General features: G+C 61.0%; 17 protein-coding genes, 2 tRNA genes and 2 pseudogenes. 3 read left to right on the forward strand and 18 right to left on the reverse strand.

Translation table 11 applies throughout. The features are described from left to right. Positions 1 to 139 precede the first annotated feature (139 nt). From AC1D2G_RS29960 to AC1D2G_RS29970, 3 genes are all read right to left on the reverse strand, one after another. Entirely contained in the window at positions 140 to 1,366 is a 1,227-nt protein-coding gene (locus tag AC1D2G_RS29960; protein ID WP_477418588.1) for a glycosyltransferase family 2 protein, read from the reverse strand. Further along, on the reverse strand, positions 1,360 to 1,926 hold the full coding sequence (locus tag AC1D2G_RS29965) for a polysaccharide biosynthesis C-terminal domain-containing protein (RefSeq protein WP_477418590.1): 567 nt from the start codon (positions 1,924 to 1,926) through the stop codon (positions 1,360 to 1,362). The genes AC1D2G_RS29960 and AC1D2G_RS29965 overlap by 7 nt, the downstream gene beginning before the upstream one ends. Positions 1,927 to 2,362: 436 nt before the next feature. Further along, positions 2,363 to 2,439, reverse strand: a tRNA-Asp gene (locus AC1D2G_RS29970). A 217-nt stretch (positions 2,440 to 2,656) separates the two neighbouring features. On the opposite strand from AC1D2G_RS29970, the gene AC1D2G_RS29975 reads away from it, so the two are divergent. Beyond that, positions 2,657 to 2,732, forward strand: a tRNA-Val gene (locus tag AC1D2G_RS29975). Between the two features lie 120 nt (positions 2,733 to 2,852). Here AC1D2G_RS29975 and AC1D2G_RS29980 read toward each other — a convergent pair. The 3 genes from AC1D2G_RS29980 to AC1D2G_RS29990 all read right to left on the reverse strand — a co-directional run bounded on the left by AC1D2G_RS29980 (position 2,853) and on the right by AC1D2G_RS29990 (position 6,859). Then, on the reverse strand, positions 2,853 to 4,007 hold the full coding sequence (locus AC1D2G_RS29980; RefSeq protein ID WP_477418628.1) for a calcium-binding protein: 1,155 nt from the start codon (positions 4,005 to 4,007) through the stop codon (positions 2,853 to 2,855). Beyond that, positions 3,985 to 5,115: a hypothetical protein gene (locus AC1D2G_RS29985; protein ID WP_477418592.1), complete on the reverse strand. Its 1,131-nt coding sequence runs from the start codon at positions 5,113 to 5,115 to the stop codon at positions 3,985 to 3,987. Before AC1D2G_RS29985 ends, AC1D2G_RS29980 begins: the two co-directional genes overlap by 23 nt. A 133-nt stretch (positions 5,116 to 5,248) precedes the next feature. After that, entirely contained in the window at positions 5,249 to 6,859 is a 1,611-nt protein-coding gene (locus tag AC1D2G_RS29990) for a beta strand repeat-containing protein (RefSeq protein WP_477418594.1), read from the reverse strand. Between AC1D2G_RS29990 and AC1D2G_RS29995 the strand changes: the two genes are divergently transcribed. After that, positions 6,858 to 7,133 (forward strand): hypothetical protein, encoded by a 276-nt coding sequence (locus AC1D2G_RS29995; RefSeq protein ID WP_477418596.1) that lies wholly within the window; start codon positions 6,858 to 6,860, stop codon positions 7,131 to 7,133. The genes AC1D2G_RS29990 and AC1D2G_RS29995 overlap by 2 nt on opposite strands. Positions 7,134 to 7,491: 358 nt before the next feature. On the opposite strand, the gene AC1D2G_RS30000 is transcribed toward AC1D2G_RS29995, so the two are convergent. The 12 genes and pseudogenes from AC1D2G_RS30000 to AC1D2G_RS30055 form a co-directional block, all read right to left on the reverse strand. Continuing rightward, on the reverse strand, positions 7,492 to 9,768 hold the full coding sequence (locus AC1D2G_RS30000; protein WP_477418598.1) for a beta strand repeat-containing protein: 2,277 nt from the start codon (positions 9,766 to 9,768) through the stop codon (positions 7,492 to 7,494). Positions 9,769 to 9,968: 200 nt separating this feature from the next. Then, a pseudogene (locus AC1D2G_RS30005) lies at positions 9,969 to 10,073 on the reverse strand (3-oxoacyl-[acyl-carrier-protein] reductase); the annotation flags it as partial. A 291-nt stretch (positions 10,074 to 10,364) separates the two neighbouring features. After that, positions 10,365 to 13,355 carry a beta strand repeat-containing protein gene (locus tag AC1D2G_RS30010; protein WP_477418600.1) on the reverse strand — a complete coding sequence of 997 codons (2,991 nt, stop codon included), beginning with the start codon at positions 13,353 to 13,355 and terminating at the stop codon, positions 10,365 to 10,367. Positions 13,356 to 13,555: 200 nt separating this feature from the next. Beyond that, a pseudogene (locus tag AC1D2G_RS30015) lies at positions 13,556 to 13,792 on the reverse strand (SDR family oxidoreductase); the annotation flags it as partial. Between the two features lie 71 nt (positions 13,793 to 13,863). Continuing rightward, the gene (locus tag AC1D2G_RS30020; RefSeq protein ID WP_477418630.1) at positions 13,864 to 15,444 is read right to left on the reverse strand and encodes a calcium-binding protein; all 1,581 of its coding nucleotides are present in this window, start codon (positions 15,442 to 15,444) and stop codon (positions 13,864 to 13,866) included. 360 nt (positions 15,445 to 15,804) lie between these two features. After that, on the reverse strand, positions 15,805 to 16,575 hold the full coding sequence (locus tag AC1D2G_RS30025) for an SDR family oxidoreductase (RefSeq protein ID WP_477418602.1): 771 nt from the start codon (positions 16,573 to 16,575) through the stop codon (positions 15,805 to 15,807). 13 nt (positions 16,576 to 16,588) lie between these two features. Next, positions 16,589 to 17,584 carry an ABC transporter permease gene (locus AC1D2G_RS30030; protein ID WP_477418604.1) on the reverse strand — a complete coding sequence of 332 codons (996 nt, stop codon included), beginning with the start codon at positions 17,582 to 17,584 and terminating at the stop codon, positions 16,589 to 16,591. 125 nt (positions 17,585 to 17,709) lie between these two features. After that, complete coding sequence (locus AC1D2G_RS30035; protein WP_477418606.1) at positions 17,710 to 18,750, reverse strand: sugar ABC transporter substrate-binding protein; 1,041 nt, start codon at positions 18,748 to 18,750, stop codon at positions 17,710 to 17,712. 39 nt (positions 18,751 to 18,789) lie between these two features. Continuing rightward, the gene (locus AC1D2G_RS30040; RefSeq protein WP_477418608.1) at positions 18,790 to 19,554 is read right to left on the reverse strand and encodes an ATP-binding cassette domain-containing protein; all 765 of its coding nucleotides are present in this window, start codon (positions 19,552 to 19,554) and stop codon (positions 18,790 to 18,792) included. Continuing rightward, complete coding sequence (locus AC1D2G_RS30045; protein ID WP_477418610.1) at positions 19,551 to 20,717, reverse strand: ROK family transcriptional regulator; 1,167 nt, start codon at positions 20,715 to 20,717, stop codon at positions 19,551 to 19,553. The genes AC1D2G_RS30040 and AC1D2G_RS30045 overlap by 4 nt, the downstream gene beginning before the upstream one ends. A gap of 249 nt (positions 20,718 to 20,966) precedes the next feature. Continuing rightward, positions 20,967 to 22,271 (reverse strand): M23 family metallopeptidase, encoded by a 1,305-nt coding sequence (locus tag AC1D2G_RS30050; RefSeq protein WP_477418612.1) that lies wholly within the window; start codon positions 22,269 to 22,271, stop codon positions 20,967 to 20,969. 145 nt (positions 22,272 to 22,416) lie between these two features. After that, the gene (locus tag AC1D2G_RS30055; RefSeq protein ID WP_477418614.1) at positions 22,417 to 22,884 is read right to left on the reverse strand and encodes a peroxiredoxin; all 468 of its coding nucleotides are present in this window, start codon (positions 22,882 to 22,884) and stop codon (positions 22,417 to 22,419) included. 95 nt (positions 22,885 to 22,979) lie between these two features. On the opposite strand from AC1D2G_RS30055, the gene AC1D2G_RS30060 reads away from it, so the two are divergent. Next, positions 22,980 to 24,768, forward strand: a 1,789-nt coding sequence (locus tag AC1D2G_RS30060; RefSeq protein WP_477418616.1) for an AsmA family protein, incomplete at its 3' end; no start/stop codon positions are given.

Raw genomic sequence — 24,768 nt, forward strand, 5'->3', positions numbered from 1 at the left:
CGGTTGGCGATAACGCGACCGCCGCTGCCTCGGGGGCGGGTGTCGCCTTCATCGGTGCTCTGCTGGCCAAGGGGTAATGATCACCTTGGCGGCCGGATCGCCGATGCCGCCAACCAAGCTGAGTTCAAGACTTTGAGCCCTATGATTTTTTCGAACGCAAGCTTGTGGAGATCCTGCGCAAGGGACTGGTGATGCGCCAGCTTGTGGACTGATGCAAAGCCGCGATTTGCATTCGGCATGCTTGCAGCGCCTGTTCGATCTCGTCCTTCTCGTTTCTTGTATCCGAAGCGGCGCTCCGTAGCTCGGCGTTGCGTTGGTGAGCCAGATGGAGTTCGGTGCGCAGCCTTGAGATTTCCGGCTGCAACGCAGCTTCCTTGTCGAGCGCATCCGAAGCGGCCCTCCGTAGCTCGGCATTGCCTTGCTGAGCCAACTGCAGCTCATTGTGCAACCGCGAGATTTCAGACCGCAGCGTCGCCTTCTCGGCCTCGGCGCTTGCCAGCATCGGGCGGGTCGTTTGGACGTCCTCCCAGGCAAGCCGTGCCACCAGGTCGCCGATCGCACGGCGCATCTGCGCGCTCCAGGCTGCTGGGTCAACGCGCATCAGGCGCGCATACTCATATTGTTCGTTGCTGCCGTTCGGTATCCAGACGCGCAAGGCTGAAGGCCACCAGCCTGCTCCTTCCGCGATATCGAGAAAAATGGCCAGTTGCCCCGCCTGTGAGTGACGCGAATTTTTCCATTTGGCGCTGAAATGCAGGACGGTTGGGACGCGGCAATAGGTGAGGGGATTGCGCGGGTTCTCGCGCATGATTCGCCGCCACAATTGCCAATCCCCGCCCGATGCGACGTCTTCCGGCCAGACATCGCGCGACGGCAGGCAATCAGCACGATACAGGAAGCAACTGGCGGGTATCGTGTTGCCGACCTCGGTGAACACCCTGAACTCGTCGGCCAGCTCCAGATTGGTCAGGAAGGGTGCTGCGATGCCATCGGTGGAAACCCACAGCGCCTGGCTGTAGGCGATGGCAGCCCCACCCTTGAGGCCATCCGCCAGGATCTCAAGATGATCCGGAAACAGGAGGTCGTCGTCGGCCGCAAAGCCGATCAGGTCGCCGCGGGCCTCCCGCAGCGCGATATTGCGGTTCGCGTAGCCATAGCTCGGCGCCTTGGGCAAATCGAAGAAGCGGATACGGGCGTCCTGAAAAGCGTCGACCACCTCGGCCGTGCCGGGCGCACAGCCGTCGCCGACGACCAGGAGCTCAAAGTCCTCGACGGTCTGATCCAGCACCGATTGGATGGCCAGACCGATGACGTCGACGCGCGAATGCGTCGGCATCAGGATAGAAAAGCGAGGCTTGCTCACCATCCCTTCGCGCTGCCGAAATCATAGGGGATGAGATCGGTGTCGATGGGCAGCCGGTACTTGTCGGGATTTGAGTGATCGTACTGTATCGTTGGAAAATTGATGACCACCACTTCGGACGTTCCGATGTTTCGGTCGGCATGCCAGACAAACTTTGGGATATTGACCAGCCGTGGACGATTGCCGGAGAGGTAAACCTTCGAAATCTTGCCATATGTGCTGGATTCGGGGCGAGGGTCATAAAGGACCAGTTCCAACTCGCCGCTGACCACAAAGTAGCGATCCTCATGCAGCTTGTGCAGGCCCCAGCCCTTCACCAGGCCGGGGCGAATTGTGAAGATGTAGGAGAAGACCAGCGGGTCGGCGTGCCAGCCCCAGCGCGGGTCGTAGACCTCCGTGACGCTGCCACGGTCGTCATTGTGCCGGATGCTGTCGAAAAACGTCATGCCTTCTACCAGGGGCGCAATGCTGTGGCGCTGCTCGTCGAGAGTCCGTTGATCCCGCTGAGCCGCGGCAAGGGTGGATTCGAGAATATTTGGGCGGATCCCGGAATGATCGCTCATGAACAAAGCCCCCGTTATTTTGATCGAGTCGTCGGATCGGACTAACTCCCACAATTTTCGCGGGATGTCCTGACCGGGCCACTAGCTTCGCATCGCGACGACGACTTTTTTCGGGCGCAAATAAAAAGTTCTCAGCGCGTGGGAGGGCCAGACTCGCCGTCTGCAAGTGAGTCAGTGGATTGGAATCTGGATCGGGTGTCGTCTGCGACGGCATTTCGAATAGCCGGCCAAGCCTGCGCCGACCGGACGGGCTGCAAGAAACAGGGGATGCCGCCCGTGAAGGCATTCAACATCCGTGTGGAGGCAGCCTGAAAGCCGAGGCGCCACCTTCAAAACTCAGACCGGAAAAGGATCCGATCTGCTCCTTCGAGAAAGCAATTTGACAATCAATGTCGACATTTCTCCGAGGCCAAGGGTTTGATACCCTTGGGAGAAATGGCGCGAGTGACGGGGCTCGAACCCGCGACCTCCGGCGTGACAGGCCGGCACTCTAACCAACTGAGCTACACCCGCGCATTGACGAGCACGTGTCAGCCGTGTTCGTCGTTGGGGCGCTGGATAAGGGGTTCGCCACCGGGTGTCAAGCGTAGCAAGACAGCATAACAGCAAACAGGAGAAGGTTTTTTGACAGCCGACGTTTTGTTGGCAAAACCAGCCTCCAACCAGGGCATCCCCAGCTCATTTGGCCTTGCGAAGCCGACCTCGACCGCTTAAAGGTCCGGCCCGGAGCGGGCGATTAGCTCAGTTGGTAGAGCGCTTCGTTTACACCGAAGATGTCGGCGGTTCGAGCCCGTCATCGCCCACCAGATTTCTTCAATCAAAAGCCCTGTGGCGCCGGCACTCCCCGGAGCCAGCAACCGCATAGCCCTTGCTGGGGTCGAGAGCCCGTCACACAGTCCTGATGTGGCGGGCCCATGTAGCGTTCCTCACACCACCACGAAATCCGCGTTTGTCAGCGCCAGGTTTGCGGCCAGAGTGGCGAAATGGATTGAGCCGCCCGCCGCACTGCCGTTGCTGTCATAGGTGAGCCAGCCAGTGTCGGTCTCATAGATGATGTGGTCGTTGCCATCGCCGGCAAGCCCGGTGGTGTTCTTGACGAACTGCGCGGCCGTCAGCGTGCCATTGCCGCCAAGCGCTGCAAAGATCGCATTGTCGAGCTGGATGGTATCCTCGACCACCGAGAAGTCGGTGATGTGGTCGACATTGGTCGACGCGTTGAGCGCCGTGGTGAAGACGAAGGTGTCGTTGCCGGTGCTGCCGGACAGCGTGTCGTTGCCGAGGAGGCCGTTGATGACATTGGCGCCCGAATTGCCGGTGATGATGTTGGCGGTCGAGTTGCCGGTGCCGTTGATGTTCGCCGAGCTACGCAGCGCAAGGTTCTCCAGCTCCTGGCCGGAAAGATTGAACGAGACATAGGCCTGCACATTGTCGGTGCCCCCGCCATTGGCCTCGACGACATGGTCTCCGGCATTGTCGACGTAATAGGTGTCGTTGCCGATGCCGCCTTGTAGGGTGTCGGCGCCTTCCTTGCCATCCAGCGTGTCGTTGCCGCCCAGGCCGATCAGGATGTTGACCCCGGAATTGCCGGTGATGACATTGGCGATCGAATTGCCGGTGCCGTTGATCGAGGCGCCAGTCCGCAGCGCCAGGTTCTCCAACTCCTGACCGGAGAGGTTGAAGGAGATGGTGCTCTGCACGTTGTCGGTGCCCTGGCCATTCAGCTCGATCACCTTGTCACCGGCATTGTCGACCCAGTAGGTGTCGTTGCCGGTGCCGCCGCTCATCGTGTCGGCGCCAGCGCCACCGTTGAGCGTATCGCTATCGGCTCCACCGAAGAGTTTGTCACTGCCGTCGCCGCCGTTGAGGATGTCGTTGCCGGCATCGCCGCCGATCGTATCGTCGCCGCCAAGACCCGACAGCGTGTCGGTGCTGGCGCCGCCGTTGATATGGTCCGTGAAGACATTGCTGCCTTTCCAGATGTCCTCGCCGACCGTGCCGACGAAGATGGTCGGGTCGAAGATCTGGGCGCGGACGCAGCCGAAGCTGCCGTCGCCGGTATCACTGGACTCCCAGGTGGCCACGAAACGGCCATCGGCCAGCGCCGTGATTGCCGGCGCATATTGAGAGCCAGTTGCCGTCGAATTGACGATGAAGTCGCTGCCGGCCGCTGAACCGTCTGCGTTGTAGACGCGGGCACGGATGCAATCGCCGTCGCCGTCGCCGACATCGTTGGACTGCCAGATGACCACGAAGCGGCCGTCGGCCAGCGTCGTGACTGCGGCATAAGCCTGATCGCCCGTTGCCGTCGAATTGACGGATGAAGTCGCCGCCGGCCGCTGAACCGTTGGCATTGAAGATGCGAGCGCGGAGGCAGCCGCCGCTGCCGTCGCCGGTGTCATAGGACTGCCAGGTGGCCACGAAGCGGCCATCGGTCAGCGTCGTGATCACGGGGCTAACCTGAGAGTCCGTTGCCGTCGAATTGACGATGAAGTCGCTGCCGGCCGCTGAACCGTTGGCGTTGTAGATGCGGGCACGGAGGCAGCCGCCGCTGCCGTCGCCAGTGTCTTGGGACTGCCAGGTGGCCACGAAACGGCCATCGGTCAGCGCCGTGATCGCAGCATAAGCCTGATCGCCAGTTGCCGTCGAATTAAGGATGAAGTCGCTGCCGGCCGCTGAACCGTCGGCGTTATAGATGTGGGCGCGGATGCAGCTGCTGCTGGCGTCGCCGGTGTCATAGGACTGCCAGATGGCCACGAAGCGGCCATCTGCCAGCGCCGTGATCGCGGGGTTAACCTGGAAGCTCGTTGCCGTCGAATTGACGATGAAGTCGTTGCCGGCCGCTGAACCGTCGGCATTGTAGACGCGGGCGCGGATGCAAATGCCGTCGCCGTCGCCTGTGTCATTGGACTGCCAGATGGCCACGAAGCGGCCATCGGCCAGCGCCGTGATCGCCGGGCCAGGTTGATCGCTCGTTACCGTCGAATTGACGATGAAATCGCTGCCGGCCGCTGAACCGTCGGCGTTGTAGATGTGGGCGCGGATGCAGGTGGCGCTGCCGTCGCCGGGGTCGGCGGACTGCCAGGCGGCCACGAAGCGGCCATCGGCCAACGCCGTGATCGCGGGGGTATACTGATTGTTCATTGCCGTCGAATTGACGATGAAGTCCTGTCCGATGCGTCCGATAGGCATGGCTTGTTCCCTTTCGTTGCCGGCGTGGTGGGAATGGCCAGCAGCCGGCATCGCGTACTGGCATAAATGGAATTCGGTGAGCGCGGTGAAGATCGTTACAAGGTGCGTTGTTGGGACTGCGCACAAGCCGCGTTCAGATCACCACGAAATCGGCGTTGGTGAGCGCGAGGTTGGCGGCCAGCGTGGCGAAATGGGTTGAGCCGCCAGCCGCGCTGCCGTTGCTGTCATAGGTGAGCCAGCCGGTGTCGGTCTCGTAGATGATGTGGTCGTTGCCGTCGGCGGCAAGCCCGGTGGTGTTCTTGACGAACTGCGCGGCCGTCAGCGTACCGTTGCCGCCAAGCGCTGCAAAGATCGCATTGTCGACGTGGATGGTGTCTTCGACCGTTGAGAAGTCGGTGATGTGGTCGACATTGGTCGACGCGTTGAGCGCCGTGGTGAAGACGAAGGTGTCGTTGCCGGTGCTGCCGGAGAGCGTGTCGTTGCCGAGCAGGCCGTTGATGACGTTGTTGCCGGAATTGCCGGTGATGATGTTGGCGGTCGAGTTGCCGGTGCCGTTGATCGAGGCCGCGCTGCGCAGTGCCATGTTCTCGAGCTCCTGTCCCGACAGGTTGAACGAGACGAAGGCCTGGACATTATCGGTGCCCTGGCCGTTGAGCTCGATCACATGGTCGCCGGCATTGTCGACATAGTAGGTGTCGTTGCCGATACCGCCTTGCATGGTGTCGGCGCCTTCCTTGCCATCCAGCGTGTCGTTGCCGCCCAGGCCGGTGAGCGTGTTGACGCCCGAATTGCCGTTCATCGCGTTGGCCAGGCTGTTGCCGGTGGCGTTGATCGAGGCGGCACCGAGCAGTGCGACGTTCTCGATATTGCCGGTGAAGTGATTGCCATCGCTAAGGCTGATCGAGATGTAGCTGTTGACGGTATCGGTGCCGTTGGCGCCGACGGTGCTTTCACTGACGATATCGCCGGCATTGTCGACGAAGTAGGTGTCGTCGCCTTGCGCTCCGCTCATCGTGTCGGCGCCGCCTTTGCCGTCCAGCAAATTGTCGCCGGAATTGCCGGTCAGCACGTTGGCCAGGCTATTGCCGGTGGCGTCGATCGAGGCCGCGCTCCGAAGCGCGACGTTCTCGATATTGCCCTTGAAGTGATTGCCATCGCCAAGGTTGATCGAGATATAGCCATTGACGATATCGGTGCCGTTGGCTCCTGCGGTGCTTTCATCGACGATATCGCCGGCATTATCGACATAATAACTGTCGCTACCGGCGCCCCCCGCCATGGTATCGGAGCCCATGCCCCCATTTAGCAGATCATTTTGGCCCGAACCGATCAGGTGATCGCCAGTGGCGGCGCCATTCATGGTGATGGTCTGGTGGGCGCCGCCCCAATTGTCGAACGTCACGCCCGACAGATCGATATTTGTGCCGCTAACGATCAGCGCCTGCGTATTCGCCGTATTGCCGACGACCCGGTCAATGTGGCCAGCGCCTATTTGCTCCGAAACAAGCATGGCCGTAAAATCGAAACTCAGCGAACGCAATATTTCCACCTCAGTGAAAGTCGAGGTGGAGAAATCATAGACGCCCCCGGCGCCCCCATTGAGATCAATGGTGTCGTTACCCGATCCGCCGTCAAAGGTCGAACCGGCGCGGTCTGTATCTGTTGACTGAAACAAAAAGAAGTCGTCGCCGAAGCCGCCATGGATGATGTCGACGCCACCGCCGGTGTAGAAGGTGTCCATCATGCTCGAACCGGTGACGGTGTCCGCGCCGCTGGTGCCCAAGAAATTAATCAAATCGCTTGGAGGGGTCCAGCCGCTGAACGTCCATGCCTGCGCCGAAAAACTGCCTCCAGCGATCAGGCGTACATCGAACTCGTCACCATTGCTGCTGCCGTTAATGGCGACCGAATTTGAGATTTTTCCCGGACCAAATTGGCTGGCACTGAAAATTGCCGCAGCAAATCCCGGCCCCGTGAAATTGATAGCAGTAATATTGACCAGATTGTCTGGGGCGTAATCATGTGTTGTGGCGACGTTGAGGACAGACATTTGCTCTCCAAAGCACTGTCGTGGCATCCATGATCGGTGCCACTTTAAAATTTCTTCTGGTAGCTACAGCGATGCGGTCTATGTGCGCTCTGTATCTGGCCGATGTCGCCGAAATTTTCTCGCAATATTTCGTGCCGGCAAGGGGACCCTGCCGTCCGTCCGTATAGAACGTTTTTCGCTCTGTTGATCGGCTGGCCTGAACGCCGGGAATAGCTCGCCATTCTCGCCACGATCAAACGCAATGACGATGATTACGCTTCAGGTTTTTCTGCAGGGAAACCCGTCGCCGCCCCSGCTCACGCCGGGGCGGCCTATTTTTGTTTTACTCACACCACGACGAAATCGGCGTTGGTCAGCGCCAAATTGGCGGCCAGCGTGGCGAAATGGGTGGAGCCGCCAGCGGCACTGCCATTGCTGTCATAATAGAGCCAGCCGGTGTCGGTCTCGTAGATGATGTGATCGGTGCCGTCGGCGGCAAGGCCAGTTGTGTTCTTGACGAACTGGTCCGCAGTCAGCGTGCCATTGCCGCCAAGCGCTGCAAAGATCGCATTGTCGACCTGGATGGTATCCTCGACCACCGAGAAGTCGGTGATGCGGTCGACATTGGTCGAGGCATTGAGCGCCGTGGTGAAGACAAAGGTATCGTTGCCGGTGCTGCCGGACAGCGTGTCGTTGCCGAGAAGGCCGTTGATGACATTCGCGCCCGAATTGCCGGTGATGACATTGGCGATCGAATTGCCGGTGCCGTTGATGTTGCCGGTGCTTCGCAGCGCCAGGTTCTCCAGTTCCTGACCGGAAAGATTGAAGCTGACATAGGCCTGCACATTGTCGGTGCCCTGGCCGTTGAGCTCGATCACCTTATCACCGGCATTGTCGACGTAGTAGGTGTCGTTGCCGGTGCTGCCGCTCATCGTATCGGCGCCGCCGAGGCCGTCGATGATGTTGTTGCCCGAATTGCCGGTGATGGTGTTGGCAATCGAATTGCCGGTGCCATTGATGGAAGCCCCGCTGCGCAGCGCAAGGTTCTCCAGCTCCTGCCCAGAGAGGTTGAAGCTGACATAGGCCTGGACATTGTCGATGCCCTGGCCGTTGAGCTCGATGACCTGATCGCCTGCATTGTCGACATAGTAGGTGTCGTTTTCGCCACCTCCACGCATGATGTCAGCGCCTGTGCCACCATCCAGAAGATCGGCTCCCCGGCCGCCATTCAACGTGTCGTTTCCGCCTTCGCCGTAAACTGAGTCATTGCCGTAACTCAGGTCGCTTGAACCATCACGCTCATCGCCCCAGAGCGTGTCGTTGCCGTCGTGGCCCATCAGAACATCGTTGCCGCCACGGCCACGCAACTGATTGTCAGCCGCGTTGCCATAAAGCCCGTCGTTGAAAGCGGTTCCACGCGCGTTGTTCACGCCGACCAACGTGTCGTAGCCGATGAAGAGGTTGCTCTCGTCCATGTCGTGGGCAAAGCCGCCTTGCAGGTCGACCAGAACCGCGCCGCCAGCCCCGTTGTAGTTGACCCGGCCTCCCTCCGTGCCGGCCAGGAACCTTACGACATCGTTCCCGGCGCTGAGATAGAAATCCATGTAGCCGCCGAATGTGTTGGTAAAGGAGGCGTCGACGACGAACGTGTCGCCAAAGGCGGTGTCGTCGATGGCGTGAATGCCCGATACGCGATCGACACCACCTTGCCCATCTGCGATGGCAAAACCGATGGCATTCGATCCGGCCGCAAGGCCAGCCCGAGCCTGTGCCGTGAGGTTGGCCACGATGGCAGTCGTCGCGCCCGCATAGAGGAGTTCGACATAGTCGATGTCCGTGTTTCCGGAGGCCTGTGCAATGATCCTGTCATTGCCCTGGTCCCCCGACACCGTAGCGGCAACCGCCGTCAAGGTGTCGTTGCCGTTGCCGCCGCTCAAGAAATCGAAATCGTCCACGGTCGCCGACACGCCGCCATTGATAATATCGGCGCCGTTGTCACCCGCGAGATAGTTGCTGCCGGTTGTGCCGGTGATGGTGTCGGCGAACTGGGTGCCTTCGGCATCCTCGATGCCGGTCAGCGTATCCGTGAAGCCCCAGCCGTCAGTTACAACGCCGGTCGCCAAATTGATCGTGGCACCATGTGTGATGATGCCGCCGCCGTCGACGTCAACTCCATAGTCAAGGCTGTCGTCCCTGTAGGAAACCATATCCTCGCCGGCGCCGCCAATGATGGTGTCGGCGCCGCTTCCCGCGAACACCGTGCCGCCGTTTGATCCCAGATGGATGATGTCGTTGCCCGCCCGGGCAAACACCCAAAAGCCGTCATTTCGCATCGTTATGTTGTCTGCGAAGTGGCTGGCGTTCACCGACTCGACACTGTTGAGCGTGTCGGTGTTGCCGAGGCCGTCGGTGACGACACCAGTCTGCATGTTGATGGTCAGGCCGTTTGAGTAAGTCTCGTAAAAAACGACGTCGATGCCGTCCCCTCCATTCACCTGGTCATTGCCGCCAATCGCCATGCGAATGTAGTCGTCACCGGCCAATGCGTTGATTGTGTCGTTGCCGATCAGGTCTTGAATGTCGGGATTGATATCGTTGCCGACGGTTCCATTGATGACTGCCATTTGATCCTCCCGCTGTATGGTATTCCCCAAGGGCAACTGTATCCGAAGGTTGCATTAGAGTCATCTCATGCAAAGAACGTAGGGTCACCTTGTTCAACGCCAGCGAAGTGCCTCGCAATTCGAGTTCAACAGTATTGTTGGACAACCGCGAAGTTTTTCGAGGAAGCTTTACGGCTTCGGAGCGCCGCAGGGCGCAGCGATCACAGCGGCAGGAGCCGGAAGTCGTTGCCCTCGGGCAGCAGTTGGCCGCCATCGACGACAATGCCGGTGATGTAGCTGGTGGCAGCGTCGGAGGCGAGGAACAGGAGCGGGTCGACCGTCATCGCACACCAGATTTCTTCAATGAAAGCGTGAGGCGCCGACGCTTTCTCCTAAAGCAATTCCAGGAAAAGTGTGAAACGGTTTTCCCGGGAAAAGCGCGTAGCGCTTTCCCTTAGGGAATTGCGTCAAAACAAAGAGTTAGAGCGGTTCGCCGTTTCCGTGAAACGGTGAACTGCTCTGGAGCCAGCAACCGCACCACCCCTGCTGGGAACGGGAGCCCGTCACACAGTCCTGGTGTGACGGGCCCCATGTGGCGGGCTGTTTTCGTTGCCTCCTCACACTACGACGAAATCGGCGTTGGTGAGCGCGAGGTTGGCGGCCACCGTGGCGAAATGGATTGAGCCGCCAGCCGCACTGCCGTTGCTGTCATAGGTGAGCCAGCCGGTGTCGGTCTCGTAGATGATGTGATCGTTGCCGTCTGCGGCAAGGCCGGTGGTGTTCTTGACGAACTGGTCCGCCGTCAGCGTGCCATTGCCGCCAAGCGCTGCAAAGATCGCATTGTCGACCTGGATGGTGTCGTCGGCGACCGAGAAGTCGGTGATGGTATCGACATTGGTCAAGGCGTCGAGCGCTGTATGGAAATGGAAAATGTCGCTGCCAGTTCCGCCGATCAGTGTATCGTTGCCCAGGTGGCCGTCGAGGATGTCGTTGCCCGCGCCGGCAGTCAGGGTGTTGTCATGCTCGCCGCCATATATCTGATCCGCAAACTGCGTACCGGTGACATTTCGGATGGTGGCTACGGTATCCGTATTCCCAAACGAATCCGTTGCGGTATCGGCTGCCAACCCCAATTGCGAGCCGACTCCCCAGAGATTGACGAGGATACCATGTATGGCGCCGCTGCTGACGTCGGTACTGTAGTCGACCGTGTCAAGGCCGGAATTGCCATTGATCGTGTCATTTCCACGTCCACCGATCAGCCTGTCGTCGCCTGAGTTGCCGTTGATGATATCATTTCCGTCTCCGCCAATGAGCGTGTCGTTCCCGTCCTTGCCGCTTATTGTATCGTTGCCGCCTCCACCGATGAGAATGTTGGCGAAACCATCGCCGTTCAATGTGTCGCCACCACTGCCGCCGGTGACGTTCTCGATGTTGCGAATAGTATCTTCCGCGATCCCGCCGATCGTGACTTGAGCGTCAACGAACTTGGTTAGACTTACAGCAACAGCTGAGGTTTGATTGCTGTAGTCGGCCGTGTCGACACCATCTCCACCATCCATAACATCGTTGCCGAGGCCTCCTCTGAAGATGTCGTTGCCGCCGAGGCCCAAAAGTGTATTTACACCACTGTTGCCAGTGATGATGTTGGCAAGGGAATTGCCGGTGCCGTCGATGTTCGCCGATCCAGTCAGCGTCAGGTTTTCCAGGTCCTGGCCTGAGAGATTGAAGGAAATCGCGCTGTTGACCGTGTCAGTGCCCTGACCACTGGCCTCGATCACGTGATCGCCGGCATTGTCGACATAGTAGGTGTCGTTGCCGGTGCTGCCACTCATCGTATCGGCGCCGCCCATTCCGTTGATGATGTTGTTGCCACTGTTGCCGGTGATGCTGTTTGCCAGGCTATTGCCTGTGGCGTTGATCGAGGCACCACCGCGCAGCGCGACGTTCTCGATATTGCCCTTGAAGTGGTTGCCATCGCCAAGGTTGATCGAGACATAGCCATTGACGACATCGGTGCCGTTGGCGCCGGCGGTGCTCTCGTCGACGAGATCGCCGGCATTGTCGACATAGTAGGTGTCGTTGCCGATGCCGCCCTGCATCGTGTCGGCACCACCCTTGCCATCCAGTGTGTCGTTGCCTTCAAGGCCGATCAGCGTGTTGACGCCAGCGTTGCCATTGAGAACGTTGGCGAGGGCATTGCCAGTTCCGTTGATGTTTGCCGCGGTGATCAGCGTCAGGTTTTCCAGGTCCTGGCCTGAGAGATCGAAGGAAATCGCGCTGTTGACCGTGTCAGTGCCCTGACCACTGGCCTCGATCACGTGATCGCCGGCATTGTCGACATAGTAGGTGTCGTTGCCGGTGCTGCCACTCATCGTATCAGCGCCGCCCATTCCGTTGATGATGTTGTTGCCACTGTTGCCGGTGATGATGTTTGCCAGGCTATTGCCTGTGGCGTTGATCGAGGCCCCACTGCGCAGYGCGACGTTCTCGATATTGCCCTTGAAGTGGTTGCCATCGCCAAGGTTGATCGAGATATAGCCATTGACGACATCGGTGCCGTCGGCGCCGGCGGTGCTCTCGTCGACGAGATCGCCGGCATTGTCGACATAGTAGGTGTCGTTGCCGATGCCGCCCTGCATCGTGTCGGCACCTTCCTTGCCGTCCAGCGTGTCGTTGCCGCCAAGGCCAATCAGGATGTTGACACCCGAATTGCCGGTCAGCGCATTGGCCAGGCTGTTGCCTGTGGCGTTGATCGAAGCCGAACTGCGCAGTGCGACGTTCTCGATATTGCCCTTGAAGTGGTTGCCATCGCTGAGGTTGATCGAGATATAGCCATTGACGATATCGGTGCCGTTGGCGCCGGCCGTGCTCTCATCGACGATATCGCCGGCATTGTCGACGAAGTAGGTGTCGTCGCCGGCCCCGCCTTGCATGGTGTCGGCACCAGCCTTGCCGTCCAGCGTGTCATTGCCCTCGTCGCCGGCAAGATAGTTGCTGCCGCTTGTGCCGGTGATGATGTCGGCGAACTGGGTGCCTTCAGCATACTCGATGCTGGTCAGGGTATCCGTGAAGCCCCAGCCGTCAATTACAACGCCGGTCGTCAAATTGATCGTGGCACCATGGGTGATGATGCCGCCGCCATCGACGTCATTTCCATAGTCAAAACCGTCGTCCCTGTAGGAGACCAAATCGTTGCCGGCGCCGCCAATGATGGTGTCGGTGCCGCTTCCCGGCAGTATCATACCGCCGTTTGATCCCAGATGGATGATGTCGTTACCCGCCCGGGCATACGCCCAAAAGCCGTCATTTCGCATCGTGATGTTGTCTGCGAAGTAGCTGGCGTTCACCGCCTCGACACTGTTGAGCGTGTCGGTGTTGCCCAAGCCGTCGGTGACGACACCAGTCTGCATGTTGATGGTCAGGCCATTTGTGTAAGCCTCGTAGACAATGTCATCCTCCCCGTCCCCTCCATTCACCTGGTCATTGCCGCCAATCGCCATGAAAATTAAGTCGTCACCGGCCAATGCGTTGATGGTGTCGTTGCCGACCAGGTCCTGAACGCCGGGATTGATATCGTTGCCGACGGTTCCGTTGATGACAGCCATTTGGTCCTCCCGTTGTTTGGCATTTCCCCAACGGAAACTGTATCCTACGGTTGCATTAGAGTCATCTGATATAAAGACGTAGGGTCATCCTGTTCGGCGCCAGCGAAGTGCCTCGCAATTCGAGTTCAACAGTATTGTTGGACAGCGGCCAAGTTTTCCCAGGAAGCATTACGGCTTCGGAGCGCCGCGGGGCGCAGCGATCAAGGCGGCAGGAGCCGGAAGTCGTTGCCCTCGGGCAGCAATTGTCCGCCATCGACAACAATGGTCGTCCCGGTGATGTAGCTGGCATCGTCGGAGGCGAGGAACAGGAAAGCATTGGCGACGTCGCGCGGGCTGCCGAGCCGGCCGAGCGGGATGGCGTCTTCCATGTTCTTGATATAGGCGGCGCCGCGATGCAGCTCGATCGCCTCGGTGAGGATGTTGCCGGGCTCGATCCCCGCTGGGATCGGGAGCCCGTCACACGGTCCTGATGTGGCGGCCCATGTGACGGGCTGTTTGCGTTGCCCGCTTACACCACGACGAAATCGGCGTTGGTAAGTGCCAGGTTTGCGGCAAGCGTGGCGATGTGGGTGGAACCGCCCGCCGCACTGCCGTTGCTGTCATAGGTGAGCCAGCCGGTGTCGGTCTCGTAGATGATGTGATCGTTGCCATCACCGGCAAGGCCGGTGGTGTTCTTGACGAACTGGTCCGCTGTCAGCGTGCCATTGCCGCCAAGCGCTGCGAAGATCGTATTGTCGACCTGGATGGTGTCGTCGGCGACCGAGAAGTCGGTGATGGTATCGACATTGGTCGAGGCGTTCAGCGCCGTGGTGAAGACGAAGGTATCGTGGCCGGTGCTGCCGCTCAGCGTGTCGTTGCCGCCAAGCCCATTGATGACATTCGCTCCCGAATTGCCAGTGATGACATTGGCGATCGAATTGCCGGTGCCGTTGATGTTCGCCGAGCTGCGCAGCGCCAGGTTCTCCAGCTCCTGGCCCGACAGGGTGAACGAGACAAAGGCCTGCACATTGTCGGTGCCCTGGCCGTTGATCTCGATGACATGGTCGCCGGCATTGTCGACATAGTAGGTGTCGTTGCCGATGCCGCCTTGCATGGTGTCGGCGCCTTCCTTGCCGTCCAGCGTATCGTTGCCGCCAAGGCCGCTCAGCGTGTTGACGCCTGAATTGCCATTCAGCGCATTGGCCAGGCTGTTCCCGGTGGCGTTGATCGAAGCCGCACTGCGCAGTGCGACGTTCTCGATGTTGCCGGTGAAGTGGTTGCCGTCGCTGAGGTTGATCGAGATGTAGCCGTTGACGATATCCGAGCCGTTGGCGCCGGCAGTGCTTTCACTAACGATATCGCCGGCATCATCGACGAAGTAGGTGTCGTTGCCGACCCCGCCTTCCAAACGGTCTGCACCTTCCTTGCCGTCCAGCGTATCGTTGCCGCCAAGGCCGGTCAGGATGTTGATGCCCGAATTGCCGCTGATGGTGTTGTCAATCGAATTGCCGGTGCCGTCGATCGAGGCGCCGCTGCGCAGTGCCAGGTTCTCAACGTCCTGGCCGGAAAGGTTGAATGAGACGTAGCTCTGGACAGTGTCGATGCCCTGGCCATTGTACTCGACAACGGTATCGCCGACGCTGTCGACGTAAAAGGTATCATTGCCCGCGCCACCAAACATCATATCGGCGCCTGTCCCCCCATCAAGCAAGTCGTTGCCTGCGTATCCCTTGAGGCGATCGGCTCCGCTGCCGCCTAGGATTGTGTCATTGCCATCATTCCCGAGCGCCCAGTCATCTCCGTTTCCAGCATTGATTGTTATGGATCCGTATGAAAACCGACTCGAAGTCATATCCACCAGATCATTGCCGTCACCGGAATCGATCAGTGTTACGCCAGAAATTCGAGGGGACAACAAAGCCAAATTGTCGAGAAATATCAGGTCGGCCCATGAAGTCCCGATCAAGTGTGAAGTGCCGTCGCCTGCCCAAATATCGGTACTATAAACACCGGTGACGCTGTACCTTACTACAGCCGCTGGATCTGATGGACTACCGACATCGTCAAAGAGCCTATTGGCCAAAGTCCCATGAAAGTTAAGGTCTGACATCCATTTCGCGCCTTTTTTGATTTTTCCATAAGATAGCGCGAGATTAGACAGCCGATTTACGATTAAATCGGCCCCCACCCAGTCGCCCCAATTTCCGATGATAGCCGGTTTTACTCTGACAACAAGTCTATTCGGGGATTTCCAAACAAGTCGGCAAGTTTCTACCCAGATCAATCCGGCCGGCCCAGCAACAGCTCACCCATGCATAGAAGCGGTCGAAATTGAGGTGGGTTGGAAATCGTTCAAAAACGCCCTCGTTTACCCGGTTTGGTGAAACTTCGGCGCACAAACGGCGTGAAGGCCCCAGAAATGTGCGCCACCGCAATCAAACCGTGCCAAGGCAGCGTGGGGCGCAAACGATCAAGGCGGCAAGAGGCGGAAGTCGTTGCCCTCGGGCAGCAATTGCCCGCCATCGACTACAATGGTCGTTCCTGTGATGTAGCTGGCATCGTCGGAGGCGAGGAACAGGAAGGCATTGGCGACGTCGCGCGGGCTGCCAAGCCGGCCGAGCGGGATGGAGTCTTCCATGTTCTTGATGTAGGCCGCGCCGCGATGCAGCTCGATCGCCTCGGTGAGGATGTTGCCGGGCTCGACGCCGTTGACGGTGATGCCGTAGCCGGAGAATTCGAGTGCCGCGGCTCGGATGAAGCCGTTGATGCCGGCCTTGCTGGCCGAATAGTGGCCGTGGCCGGGGCTGGTCACGTGCGGGCCGGTGATGGAGGAGGTGTAGAGCATGCGCCCGTAGTGCTGCGCCTTCATAGGCACCAGGGCGGCGCGGGTGGCATTGAAGGTGCCGCGCAGGTTGACCGCCATGACGCGGTCCCAGTCGTCCGTGCTGGTGTTCTCGATCAGTTGCCAGGGATAGATGCCGGCATTCTGCACGACGATGTCGAGGCGGCCATGGTGTTCGAGCGCCAGCGCCACCGCGGCCTCGGCCTCGGTCATCAACGAAATGTCGGTGCCGATGAAGGGGACGCCCAGTTCGGCCGCCGTCGTTTGCCCGGCTTCGAGCTCGGTATCGGCGAGCACCAGCTTTGCGCCTTCTTCGGCGAAACGCAGCGCGATGCCCTTGCCGATGCCACGGGCGCTGCCGACGATCAGCRCCACCTTGCCTTCTAGTCGTGCGGTCATGCGAGCCGTCCTGTCATGCCAGTCTTTGGCGAATGGTTTGCTTGAAAGCGTCGAGCAGCACGGCGGCCAGCACCAGCAGGCCATGGATCACCTGGGTGTAATTGGCCGGCAGGCCCATCAGGTTGATCGCCGTGTTGATGGCCGAGAGCAGCAGCACGCCGGCATAGACGCCGGGCAGGGTGCCGACACCGCCCTTCAGGCTGACGCCGCCGATGACGACGGCGGCGAAGGCGTTGAACAAAAGGCCGACGCCGAGATTGGCGGTGGCGCCTGACGTGCGGATCGCCAGCAACCAGCCGGCGAGGCCGGCAATGGCGCCGGCCAGCACGAAGGCGATGATCAGATTGCGGTTCACCCGGATGCCGGCGCGGAAGGTCGCGGTCTCGTTGCCGCCGATCATCACCAGATGCCGGCCGAACGGCGTCTTGGCCATGATCAACGAGAAGACGACGAAACAGGCAATCGCGATCCAGGCGGTGAGCGGCAGGCCGACGAGGCGCTGGATGCCGAACCAGCGGATGGCCGGCGCAAGGTCCTGCGCCGAGCGGCCACCCGAAATCACCAGCACCAGGCCGCGAACCCAGATGTAGGACGCCAGCGTGATGATGAAGGCGCTCATCTTCACCCGCACCACCAGATAGCCGTTGAAGGCGCCGATGAGACCGCCGACCGCAACCGCCAGCAGCAGCGACACCGGCACCATCAGCCATTCCGGATGCAGTTGCACGCCAAGCCCGATGCCCGACGAGCAGAACAGGATGCCGACCGCCATGGCGCTGAGCGCCGCGACGGATTCGACCGACAGGTCCATGTGGCCGGCGATGATGACCAGCGCCAGGCCGATCGACATGACGCCGAGCACGCTCGACGCCTCGATGATGTTGGCAAAGATGCCGAGCTGGAAATAGTTCGGGATGAAGATGGAAAACACCACCAGCACGAACAGCAGCATGAACCAGACGAGGTTGTCGAGGACGAACTCCAGGGCATGGCGCGTGCGGGGGTTCATGGGCTGATCCGGCTGGCGCATGACCCCGAAATCAAGTCGATTTTCGGGAGGATCATGCGCGGTTGGAATTTGCGGAGGATTGGCTCCGGGCCGAGGTAGGCCCGGAGCGCTTTCAAGCGAAGTGCTTACTCGACCGACTTGACGGTGTCCGATGGCGGCTTCTGGTTGCCCCAGAAGGCCGGGTTATCGACGTTTTCCTTGGTGATGGCGGCACCGGGGATCTTGATGTTCGGGCCCCAGGCTTCCTTGGTCACGGTCGATTTCAAGCCGAGCACGTCATATTCGCCGGGCTTGATCTCTTCTTTTTTGACGACCTTGTCCATGAACATGGCAACAGCCGCGGCCTGCGCGTAGAGCGGCTGCTCGACTTCGACATTGAGCCAGCCCTTGCGGATCAGGTCGAGGCCGACCGGAGCGCCGTTCGAGCTCATCAGCATGACGTCGCCTGGCTTCTTGCCGGCAGCCTCGAGCGAGGCGACGGCAGCCACCGACAGGTGCGCGGCATGGCTGAAGATCAGGTCGATGTCGGGGTTTGCAAGTATCTGGTCGTTGACGATGGTTCCGGCTGCGTCCGCCGCCCATTGCATGGCCGGAAGCGAGATGATCTTGACGTCCGGAAACGCCTTCATCTTCTCCTCAAAGCCCTTCTGGATGTCGAGCGTGTAGGGGTCGCCGGGGTCGCCGAGCACCTGCAGGACCTTGCCCTTCACCGCGCCGTTCTTGGCTTTCAGCAGCTTCTCGGCCTGGTCGGCGGCGACGTAGCCGATCTCGACCGTTCCGGCGACCGAGGTGAAGTCGGAGAGCGTCGAGGTGATCTGGCGGTCGAACTCGACCACCGGGATGCCGGCCGCGCGCGCCGCCTCGATGGACGGTTTCAGCGCATTGAAATCGACGGCGGCGAGGATGATCGCCGCCGGCTTCAGCGCGATGACGTCGTTCATCTGCGATTGCTGTGCGTCGGTCTTGTTGTCGGCGTTCAGCGTCTTCACCTCATAGCCGATCTGCTTCAGGAACAGCTCCAGCGCGCTCACCGAGCCGGTCTGGAACTCGTCGAGCAATGTCGGCACCATGTAGTAGACAGTACCTTTGGACTGGGCGAATGCCGGCATAAGCGTGGCAAAGGCCAGTGCCAGGATACCGAAGACAGCAAGAAGTATTCGCTTCATGTCGTTCGCTCCTGTTAAGCCGGACCCCTCTTTTGTCCCTCAGCCCGCCGGTCCGGCACCGGCAAGCGTCTCCCCGGTGATCATGTTGATCACCGCATCGGGACTTGTTTTATTGCGTGCGACATCGCCCGCCACGACGCCCTGGCGGATCACCACGATCCGGTCGGCGACCTGGAAGGCCTGCTGCATGATATGGGTGATGATGACGACGCCGATGCCCTGGCTCGCCACTTGGCGGATCATGTCGAGACCGCGCCGCGTCTGCTCGACGCCGAGGGCGGCGAACGGTTCGTCGAGCAGCACCAGCTTGCCGCCCCAATGCACGAACCGGTTGAGCTCGATGGCCTGCCGCTGGCCGCCGGAGAGATGCTCGACATTGGTGCGCAGCGAAGGAATGCGCGTGCCGGCGCTGGCCAGTGCCTTCTCGACGACGGCCTCCATCGCGCGCTCGTCGAGCACGGGGATGCCAAGAACCTTCCTGGTGATCTCGCGGCCCATGAAAAAATTGGCGACCACGTCGACATTGGTGCACAGCGACAGATCCTGGTAGACGGTTTCGATGCCCGCCGCCTTGGCTTCGGCGGGCGACCTGGCAAGGAACTCCTTGCCCTCGAACAGCATGCGCCCCGAGGTCGGCTCCAGCCCGCCGGCGATGATCTTGACCAGTGTCGACTTGCCGGCGCCATTGTCGCCCAGCAGCGCCACGACCTCGCCCTTACCGATCGCGAAGCTGATCCCCTTCAGCGCTTCGATCGCGCCATAGTTCTTGGTGACGTTGTCGAGCACCAGCAGAGGTTCGCTCATGCCGCAATTCCTCCGGTTTTCAGAAGATCGCGCCCGCGTTCGCGTTCAGCTGTGAAGATCTGGCCGAAGCGCGGCGACAGCACCCCGGAAACCGCAAGGGCGGCGGCACCGCGCAACACCGAATGCTGCCCGCCCCGCGCGACCATGACGCGCGTCGTCGTGCGGTCCTTTCGCGCCGAGACGGAGTTGTGCAGGCCTTCGGTTGAACCGGCCAGCCGTTCGAGCAGGTCGGTGGAGGCCAGTCCGCCGAGGATGATGGTCTCGGGGTCGAACAGGTTCTCGATGATGGCGACGGCATTGCGAAAGATCGGGGCGACTTCCGCCACCCAATCTGCCTCGCTGCCATTCCAGCGCCGGAGCGCCTCGAGCGACAGGTACCTTTCGAGACAACCGCTGTTGCCGCAGGGGCAAGCCTCGCCACCTGGAATGACGGGAATGTGTCCGACCTCGCCGGCATTTCCCCAGGCGCCGCGCAACACGCTGCCGTCATGAACCATGACGCCGCCCAAACCAACGCCGAAATAAAGATAATAGTATTCGGAAAATTGCGCGCCGAGGCCGTAGAGGCGCTCGCCCATGGCGGCCGCCGCCATGTCGGTTTCAAAGAAGGCCGGCAGTCCGGTCGAAGTTGCCAGCCGCTCGCGCAGCGCCACATCCTTCCAGCCGGTCATGGTGGTGGGGCCAACAAAGCTCATGGACTCGACGCCGAACGGGCCGGGCAGGGCGAGGCCGACCCCGAGGACCCGCCCTCCAGCCCGCAATCTGGTCAATTCAACCACCATTGCTCCGATCAGGTCGAAGGCGTGGTCGGGCGTCGCGTTCGGGGCTTCGCGGTACGTGCTCTCGATCACGTCGCCGCTCAGATTGATCAAGGCGGCACTGATGCCGAACGGGGTGATGTGGATACCGACGGCATAGCCGCCCTCGGGATTGATGCGCAGGGTCGCCGGGGGCAGGCCGCGACCCTTCGGCTCTTCGCGCAGCGAAAGGATGTAGCCCTGCTCTTCGAGTTCGCGAACGATGGTCGACACGGTCTGGACGGTGAGCCCGACGCGCCTGGCGATCTCGCCGCGGGCGATTGGTCCCTGTAGGCGGATGGACTCAAGCACGATGCGCCGGTTGTACGGCCGCCCGAACTCCTGATTGGTCCCCCGCAGTGCCATGACGTGCGCCCCTTAGGAGAGCTCAGCTTCGCACCGCTTATTTATTCAGTCAAATGGAATTCAAAAATAATTCGTGCATCCGGTCCTTCGGAACGAGGGCTTGACCAGTGGATGATTTCAGGGGCGCGAAACCATCGTCCGGCAGTCAGGCGGCATGGATGGCGTTGCCTCGGCTCGCCGGGTTGCTCGCGAAGCGGGGCAGATAGGAGTTCGGAGGTATTGGGCCAATCAGTTCAGGGCCTGCGCGGCTCAGAGATACTGGGCGACCTTCTTGCCGATCGTGAGGAAGCGCAGGGGATCGATGGCTTCGCCATTGTGGCGGACTTCGTAGTGCAGATGCGGGCCGGTCGAGCGGCCGCTGCTGCCGGTCTTTCCGATGACCGCGCCTGCGTCCAGTTTCTCGCCGACGGTCACGTCGATTTCGCTGAGATGCCCATAGCGCGTCGCAAAACCATTGCCGTGGTCGACTTCCACCATGCGGCCATAGCCGCCGTTCCAGCCTGCCTTGGTGACGACGCCGGGCGCGGTGACCTTTGCGGCCATGCCGATCGGCGCCCTGAAATCCATTCCGGAATGCAGCGCCGCGGTGCCGAGGATCGGGTCGGTGCGCACGCCGAACGGGCTTGTGACGGAATGACCCGGAGCCGGGTTGGTCAGCGGCAGCTGGCGCGCTTCCTTCTTGAGATGGTCGAGCGTGTCCAGCGCCTCGTCCAGTTCCTTGACCTTGCTGTCGAACATCATCGAACTGTCGAGCGGGATCAGCGGTCCGCCGACGTCGCTCTCGTTCTTGCCGAAATCGCTGTCTACCGGCAGGCCCGCCGCTTCAAGTGCCTGAGTGATCGCGTCGGCGCTCTTGTAGGCGTTGTTGGCGAGCGTGCTGATGCGGGTCAGTTGATCGCTCTCGATGGATTTCAGCGACTGGTTGATCGACACGAACAGTCGGTCGGCACGATCGGCGGCTGAATCGTTGGGCAGCGGATCGGAGCGGGTCGACCACAACGAGAATGGCCGGGTGTCACCGGCGCCGAGATCGGCGCCCAGGCTGGCGACCGCGTAGGTCTGCGCCGGCGGCTTGATGCTGCCGGTCACCTCGGCGCGTTTGTCCGGCTTGCCGGTCGCCACCGGATCCTCGGCAGGCGCCGCTCCGACTTCGGTCTCGGCGCGTTCGAGCAGCGGGCCGAGGCGGCCATGACGCTGGCTGAGCTGGCTCTGGCGTTCAAGCAGTTCGCTGACCTTGGTTTCCATCAGCTGCTGGTCGAGCAATTGGCGGCTGGTGATGCGGTCGACCTGGGCGCGAAGCGCCGAAATGCGATCTTCATAGGCCTGCTGCATGCGTGCCTGCCGCGCCGTGGTGGCGCCGATCAGGTCGTCGCGCAGCACCAGATAGGAGGTGGCCAGCAGGTAGCCGATGGCGATGGCCGCCAGCGCAGAGCCGACGAAGGCCGCGAGCCAGGGACGGATCGTGAAGTGCCTGATCTCATTGCCCCGGGCGATGATGATCGTGTGAGGTTCTTTGCGCCTGCCGAAGACTGCTGACTGACTGGTTGCCTTCACGGGACCAAGCTTTCGTTTACGACACCACGACAGCTTGACTACACATTATTAAGGTTAACAAAGCTTTGCGCTGCGGACTTTTCAGTAACGATTGCCCGTCAGGCGGGCATGGGGTTGCGGGCAGTCGGCTGTGCCGACGAAGATCTCAAAGCGCGCGGACAGCCGCGAGCACCTCTTCGGCATGACCCTTGACCCGGACCTTGCGCCAGATCCTGGCAATCCGCCCGTCGCGGCCGATCAGGAACGTTGCCCGCTCGACACCCATGTATTTGCGGCCATACATCGATTTTTCGACCCACAGATGATAGGCCTCGATCACCTTGCGCTCCTCGTCGGCGGCGAGGTTGATGGTGAGGCTGTATTTCGATTTGAACTTGTCGTGCTTTTTGACGTTATCAGGCGACAGGCCGATCACCACCGCGCCGGCCTTCTCGAATTCCGGCTTCAGCTGCGAAAAGCTGATTGCCTCTTGCGTGCAGCTTGTTGTGTCGTCCTGCGGATAGAAATAGAGCACAATGGGCTTGCCGGAGGATGCGGCTAGGCTGAGCGATCCGCCGCCGTCCCGCGGCAGGTCGAATTGCGGCGCGATATCGCCTACGTCCAGGTCAGCCATACCGATGCCCTTGTTTGTGGTTACGCGCCAAGCCACACCGATATAGTGTCGAGCGGGGATTCGTCCACGATCGAGTTCGTACAACGGAAAATTGCGTGGATCAGGAGCAACCGCAGCACGAGAAAATCCGGTTCAGGCGGGATGAGATCACCGACCTGGGGGCCTTTCCCTCCGCGTGCCGCGTGCCGCCGCTGGGTCAGGCGCGGATCGGACGCGGCTTTCGCATCCTGGCAAGGGTGTTCGCCGGTTTCGCCTGCCTCGTCCTGTTGGCGGCAGTCGCTGTCTATCTGGTCGGCGCGTCCGGCGTTGGCTCCGAGCGGCTTCGGGCGGAAGCGGAAACCGCCATCGAGAAACTGGCCGGCGTCGATGTCGATGTTTCGGTGGGGCCGGCGCGCATCACCCTTGATGGATCGAGCTTCATTGCGTTGCAGGTCAGCGACGTCAGCCTGAAGACCGCCGACGGCAAGCCGATGGCCGATGCGGGCCGCGTGCGCTTCGGCCTGCGCCTGCTACCGCTGCTGCGCGGGGAAGTGCGGCTGACCAGCGCCAGGATATCCGATGCGCACATCGTCGTGGCGGCGATGCCGTCCGGCGGCGATTGGGCAGCAAGCCTGCGCAATCAGGATGGCCTCGTCGATCCGGAGAAACTGACGGCTGCGGTGTTCGCCAACGTTCACAGCGCGCTCGACGCCGTGCGCGAAGATTCGATGCGCCAGATCGATCTTCGCAATGTCGAATTCGTACTGCCTGAAACCGCAACGATAAAGCGGGTCAAAGTCACCGACGCCGCCGTCGTGCAGTCGGGACCGGGCGGCATGCAGTTTTCGTCGCAGGCCAATGTCGACGGCAGAGCGGTTACCATCGCCGCTTCCGCCACCCGCGATATCGCGGCACACCGCGTGACGGCGCTGGACGCCAGCATCAATCTGGCGGACGCGAGTGTTGTCACGGGGGCTGCAGATACCACGGCCGCTGCCGGAAAGCTGGGTGCGGTGGCGCTAAAGCTGACGGGATCGGAAGGGTCCGGCACGAATGCATCGCGGCTGACGGCCGCTCTGTCATCGACGGGTTCCATCCTCGATCTCGGCACACGCGGGCTGCTGCCGGCGGACGTCGACGTCAACGCCACGCTGGTTGCGGGCAGCAACAAGGTCCAGGTGGACAGATTGCTGCTGAAGACCGGCCGGTCGACATTCGATTTCGCCGGTTCGATCGGGCCGAAGCCGGCAACCGGAGCGGGCGGCGAGGAACCGGCCTATCGCTATGACCTGACCAGCGACGGTTCCTCGCTGGCGCCTTCGGACTCGCCCGAGCCAGCGCTCACCTTCCTCGCCCGGATTGCCGGTGTCTACAACACGGTGAGCCACAGGCTGGTCGCCGAGCAGATCGCGCTTCGCTCCGCCTCCTCCGGCGAGGTGCTGGGCACCGCCGCCGTGGAGTTCGTCGACGGCAAGGCGCCGGGGATCAACCTGGCGTTCAACGTCCACGACATGCAGGTCTCTCACGTCAAGCAGCTTTGGCCGTGGTTTTCGGCGCGCAACGCCCGGCTGTGGGTGCTGGCCAATCTGTTTGGCGGCCGCGTCGTCGACGCCAACCTCCAGTTCCACGTCGTCCCGAACCGTCTAGGCAATGGCGTGCCGCTGTCCGCCGACGAGGTGTTCGGCCGCTTCCAGATCGAGGGATCGCGTTTTGACACGGCCGGCCGCATTCCGCCGATACGCGACGCTGTCGGCGTTGTTGGTTTCCATGGCAATGATGTCGACGTCTCCCTGTCCTCGGGCACCGTCTACATGCCCAGCGGCCGCACCGTCGCGGCCAGCAATGGCACGCTGACGGTCAAGGCCGCCAACCACCCGCCAGTCATCGGCGCGCTCGACATCGATG

This window comes from Mesorhizobium sp. P2_C7, from assembly GCF_056404515.1.